Below are 5,157 nucleotides of genomic sequence, written 5' to 3'. Positions count from 1 at the left end.
CTAGGTAGCTAGAAGCGGCGTAGCCGGGTTTTGGGGTCAAGTTTGTGGTGTTCGGGTCACGTTCGACTGCTTGATATTTCAGGCTGCGAGTTGCGCTGTGCCGGTGAGGGTATCGACGGCGGTGCGATAGGCGGCGGCAGCCGATCGCAGGCGGCCGGGAGTGGTTGTCGGGGTGGCGAGTTCGGCCAGGCCGGTGCGCAGGACCCGGTCGTGGACACAGGTGAGGAACTTCGCGGTGTCGAGTCCGAGGTCGGTGACCTGGTACCGGTGGGTGCCCTCGATCCGGACGATCAGGCTGCGGGTTTTCAGCCGGCGCAGGTCGTAGGTCATCTGCCCGGCGGACACCGTGTCCGGGTCGAGTCCACGCAGCTCGCCGGTGAGGGTGCGCAGGTCCTTGTTGGTGAAGCCGTTCGGGTGCAGCCGGAAGACCAGCAGTGCGGAGAGCAGGGCGTGACTGCGCTGGTCGGCGAACCGCAGTCCCGGGACGCGGGTGCCGGTGGTGGTGATGACGGGGGCGGCGATGGCGGCGAGGGCGTCGGCGCCGATGATCGGGTCGTGGCTGAGTCGTTGGACGCGCAGTAGGCGGCGGTTGGCGTGAAAGCCGATCTCCCGCAGGGCGGGCAGATGTGTCAGTCGTTTCCCGAGGTGGAAATCGCGGGTGTCGTTGATGGTGGTTTCGGTGCGCAGGGCGCGTCCCTCCTTGTGGTACTGCTTGATGGTGGTGTGTTTGTAATCGACGTGCAGGCTGGGGGTGACGCCCTCGGTGATCACCCGGGTGCGGAATCGTCCGGGGGTGGCACGGGGGCCGCGGCGCATCAACCGCCGGTCGAAGACCAACGTGACCTGGTCGGGGCGGCCGAGATCGAGGTTGTCGCGGATGACCTGTTCGAAGAAGACCCGACCGGAAACCGGGGCGTCGAGCATCTGGGTCAGGGAGAACTCGGCCTGCAACACCGACAGGTCGTAGCGGTAGCCGGCGTCCCGATCGGCGTCGGTGAACGGATCCGGCAGAATCGCCAGCCACTTCCGGAGGAGGGCGTCGATCCGTGGACCGGTCAGCCGGTCGCAGATCGCCTGCAACGCGTCGGGGTCATCGACGGCGGCGAATGCGTTGTCGAGTGCCGTGAACCCGAGCCCGGCCCTCGCGGCCTGACGCTGAGCCCAGTGGTGGCCGTTGATACAGAGTTTGGCGTTGTAGGGGAAATACGAGCAGAACTTGAGGAAGAACGGGCCGAAGTCCGCGTCGACGCAGTAGAAGTAGTAGTGGTTGACCACGCCGGTGGACTTGACGATCCACGGATAACTCTTGCCGTCGGCGTCGCGTCGTTTCTCCGTGCGGAACAGTGGTGTCCTCTCCTGCGCCCGGCCGACGAACACCACCCCCTCGGGTGCGGTGAACTGCTCGAGGTACTCGTGCATCACGTCGTCCTTGCGCTGGCCCTTCGCGAAGTCCACCCACGGGATGTGCCCGGTGTCGGCGAAGCGGTGCACCGCCGCAGCGAAGCGGTCGGTGATCCTGGCCAGCGGTGCGGTGGAGGCGACCGGCAATCCCAGCTGCCGATGCACGTAGGCGACCAGGCCGGGAGCGTACTGCAGGCCGGGAACGTAGACGTTGAGATACATCCGGTCGATGCACTCGACGTCGAAGAGCGTGTGCGTGGTCAGCACGTCGGCGACGCTGCGCGGTATGGTCATGATGAGCTCCGGACGATCGGGCGGCCGGCAGGCCAACCAACCGCTACGACGGTTCATACACCCGATCGACGTCGTCGACCAGGGTCATCACCCCGACCGGCCGGGGCCCCCGGAGCGCAGCCGCCACCACACGACTCGTCGGGCTGGGGCGCAGCCCCGGTAGTACTACAGTCGCGTTTAGGGCAGGTGTCCTCGGGCTCGGTAGTGGCATTGTCGGGCTCGGTGTTGATGGCGGCGGCGCCAGCGGGAGCGTGCGAGGACGTGGCGGGGATCGGGTTGATACGTCCAGATCAGGTGGCAGAGCAACCGTCGGATCTCGGGCACGCTCAGTGCGATCAACTCGCTGTCGTCGCCGGGTTCTCGGGCCCCCTTTTTGACCGGGTGACGGTGAGGAAGGTGTGCGCGAGCATCGAGAGGGTGATGTGCCGGTACCAACCCGCGTACTGCCGAACCTGGTAGTGGTCGAGGCCCGTCTGGCCCTTCGCGGTCTGGAAGGTTTCCTCTATCGCCCAACGTGTTCCGGCGACGGTGACCAATTCGGTCAGGGTGGTGCGCGCCGGGCAGTGGCACAGGTAGTACGCCAGATCCTCCGGGTCGGTGCGACTGCGCCGGGCCAGGAGCCAGTACACCGTCTTCGGCCAGTTCAACCCGCGCACCGGTGTGCGCGCCCAGTCGTAGAGTCGCTCGCCTTTCGCGCCGTCACCGGCCGAGCGGGTCCGCCACGCCTGGGCAGGCAACGCCGCGATCGCCTCGTCGGCACGGAGCTCGGCGCCGTCGACGGTGATGACGTGTTGGTTCACCGAAGTAGCTAGCACGTAGGACAATCCGAGTTCCTCGCAACGGGCCCGGAGCCGGTGCACCTGCCCGTATACGGCATCTCCGGTGACCCATCGTGCCGGCACACCGGCGGCGACGGCGCGTTCGAGCATCGCGATCGCCAGCTCGGGTTTGGTCGCGAACTTACGCTCGGCGGGGATCCCGGCCTGCGCGCACCGGTCACGATCGGCGGTCCAGGCTGTGGGCAGGTACAACTCTCGGTCGATCAGCGTTCGACCCGCCGGGGTGGCATAGGTCAAGAACACCCCGATCTGGCAGTTCTCGACCCGGCCCGCGGTCCCCGAGTACTGGCGGGCCACCCCGGCCGAGCGGGTGCCCTTCTTCAAGAACCCGGTCTCGTCGAGGATCAACACACCGGACGGATCCGCGAGGTGCTCGACCGCGTAATCTCGTACGTCGTCGCGGACCGCCTGACTTGCACAGTTTTAGTGCCCCGGTCAACGTGTCGGTAGTTCCAGCGAGGTGAGGATGGCTGCGGGTTCGACGGTGAGCGGGTCGGCGGCGGTGTGGGGGTGGCCGGCGATGGTCAGGCTGATTCTTGCAGCGGGCGCAGGGTTTTCACGATGCGCCCGATCGAGACTCCGGTCTCGGCCTGCAGATAGCGGGCGACCGCGAGCGCGGTGAACACGACCGTGAGGTGGGCTTCGATCGCGTCGCGGGCGTGGTGGAACATCGGCCGCGCCCGTAGGTCGGTTTTCGACATGCGGAACGACTGCTCGACATGCCAAAGGTCGTGATACTTGCCGATCACCTCGCCCGGGTCCATCAGTGTGGCGGGGATGTTGGTGACGTAGCCCTTCAACCCGACCAATGATCGGGCCCGATCGAGAGATGCGGTGTCGAGGGTGCGGCCGCCCGCGGTGGTCTTGACGAACCGCGTCGACTTCGGAGCTGTACCGCCGTCGACGACCTCCCTGGCCCGGGCCTCCTGGGCGTTGAGTGTCTGATTGTCGCGGACCGCCCGTCGTTTCGAGTACTGCCAGACCGCCCGCCAGGACTTCGGATGTCCGGCCGCGTCCCAGACCGGTTCGGTGCGCTTGTTGACGTTGTTGACGGTGCTCTTCGCGTGCCGGGGAGTGACCGTATCGATTATCTGTCCGTCGGCGAAAGTATTTCCGTTCCAATGGAAATGGTTTGCGAGATCGGCGGGGGCTTTGGTGACGCGGGACCCGACGATGAACTTGAGTCCGGCCTCGTCGAGGTCCTTGAGATTGCCGGCGGAGAGCATGCCTGCGTCGGCGGCGACAACCATCTCGACGGCCTCGATGTCGTGGCGGGCCTGGAACTGCCGGACGATCGGGACGATGGTATGGGTTTCTGCCTTGTTCCCTTCGAAGCAGCCGATCTCGAGGGGGAATCCGGTACGGTCGACGAGCAGGCCTACCACGATCTGCGGATCCACCCTGCGTTCCTTCGAATATCCGACCTTGCGCAGGTCGTCTTCCTTCTCTGCCTCGAAGTACAGCGTGGTGACGTCGTAGAGCACCAAGTTCAATCCGCCGGTCGCGGCGGCATGCTCGAAACATTTCTTCGCGACAGTATCTCGGTAATCGTTTGTGGCGCAACGCTTCAATGCGTTGGCGTAGGTGTTGCGGTGGGCCGGGGTCAGGCCGATCTCGGCGACGACCCGGCTGGTGTCGCTCATCGATGTCGGCTCGACGAGCCGGCCGAGGACCAGCTGGAAGAACGCGTCGTCGTCGACAGCATCGAGACCCAGGCGTCGCCACCCGGTCTCGATCGCCTCGATCAGCCAGCGGGACCGTTTCGTCGCGATCACCGATCCGCGTTCCCCACCACCGCCGAGGTCGAGGTCGAGTTCCAGTTCCTGCTGGCCGGCCTGCAGCTTTTCCCGGGCCGCCTGCAACAGTGCCGCCAACTCGCCCTCGGTGTGGGCGGAACCGAGGTGCTCAAGGATCTTGTGGCGGCCCCCGTCCTTCGCGGCGATCTGCACCGCCGTCGCCCCCGACGCGGTCCGAACCTTGCGGATATAGGCAGCCACAACCGGAGATCCTACCGACCGATTAGTGCCCCATATCCCCGACCCGCGAATCCACTATCAGCACAAACGCCAGCCGAAGCCGGAAATCCCCATCGACCTGTGCAAGTCAGGTCGTACGTCGTCGCGGACCGCGTCGGGATCCCAGTCCGCCGTCGAGAGCAGTCGCTGCATACCGTCCGGCAACCGATCGCCCGCGCGTTCGGACAGGGTCCACGAATTCTTCCGCGCCTCGCCCGAGAGCAACCCCTGCACGTATTCCACCGCATGCTTGCGGGGCTCGGACCTGGCGAAACGATGCCCGATCAAGGCATCGATCTCCGCCAGCCCCTCTGCCCACACCCGCACCTCAGCCACGCACACATCATCGCCCACACACGGACCATGCATCCTGCGACTCTCGGAACCTGCGCCGACACACCGACAAGATCAAAATAAACGCGACTGTAGTACTACCGGGGCTGCGCCCCAGCCCGACGAGTCGTGTGGTGGCGGCTGCGCTCCGGGGGCCCCGGCCGGTCGGGGTGATGACCCTGGTCGACGACGTCGATCGGGTGTATGAACCGTCGTAGCGGTTGGTTGGCCTGCCGGCCGCCCGATCGTCCGGAGCTCATCATGACCATACCGCG

General features: G+C 66.0%; 2 protein-coding genes and 2 pseudogenes. All 4 read right to left on the bottom strand.

Features of this window, described 5'->3' with window-relative positions:
- Window positions 1-78 precede the first annotated feature (78 nt).
- Entirely contained in the window at window positions 79-1,695 is a 1,617-nt protein-coding gene (locus AC1D1G_RS41480) for a hypothetical protein (protein WP_477956522.1), read from the bottom strand.
- A gap of 335 nt (window positions 1,696-2,030) precedes the next feature.
- Window positions 2,031-2,939: pseudogene (locus tag AC1D1G_RS41475) on the bottom strand (IS701 family transposase); the annotation flags it as partial.
- 30 nt (window positions 2,940-2,969) lie between these two features.
- A pseudogene (locus tag AC1D1G_RS41470) lies at window positions 2,970-4,531 on the bottom strand (IS1634 family transposase).
- A 57-nt stretch (window positions 4,532-4,588) separates the two neighbouring features.
- A complete protein-coding gene (locus tag AC1D1G_RS41465; RefSeq protein WP_477956521.1) occupies window positions 4,589-4,885 on the bottom strand; it encodes a transposase in 297 nt (98 codons plus the stop codon).
- Window positions 4,886-5,157 lie beyond the last annotated feature (272 nt).

The sequence above is a fragment of the Rhodococcus sp. P3_B8 genome, from assembly GCF_056402775.1.
The sequence above is the reverse complement of the archived record's forward strand: the minus strand, read 5'-3'. Positions and strand labels throughout refer to the sequence as shown.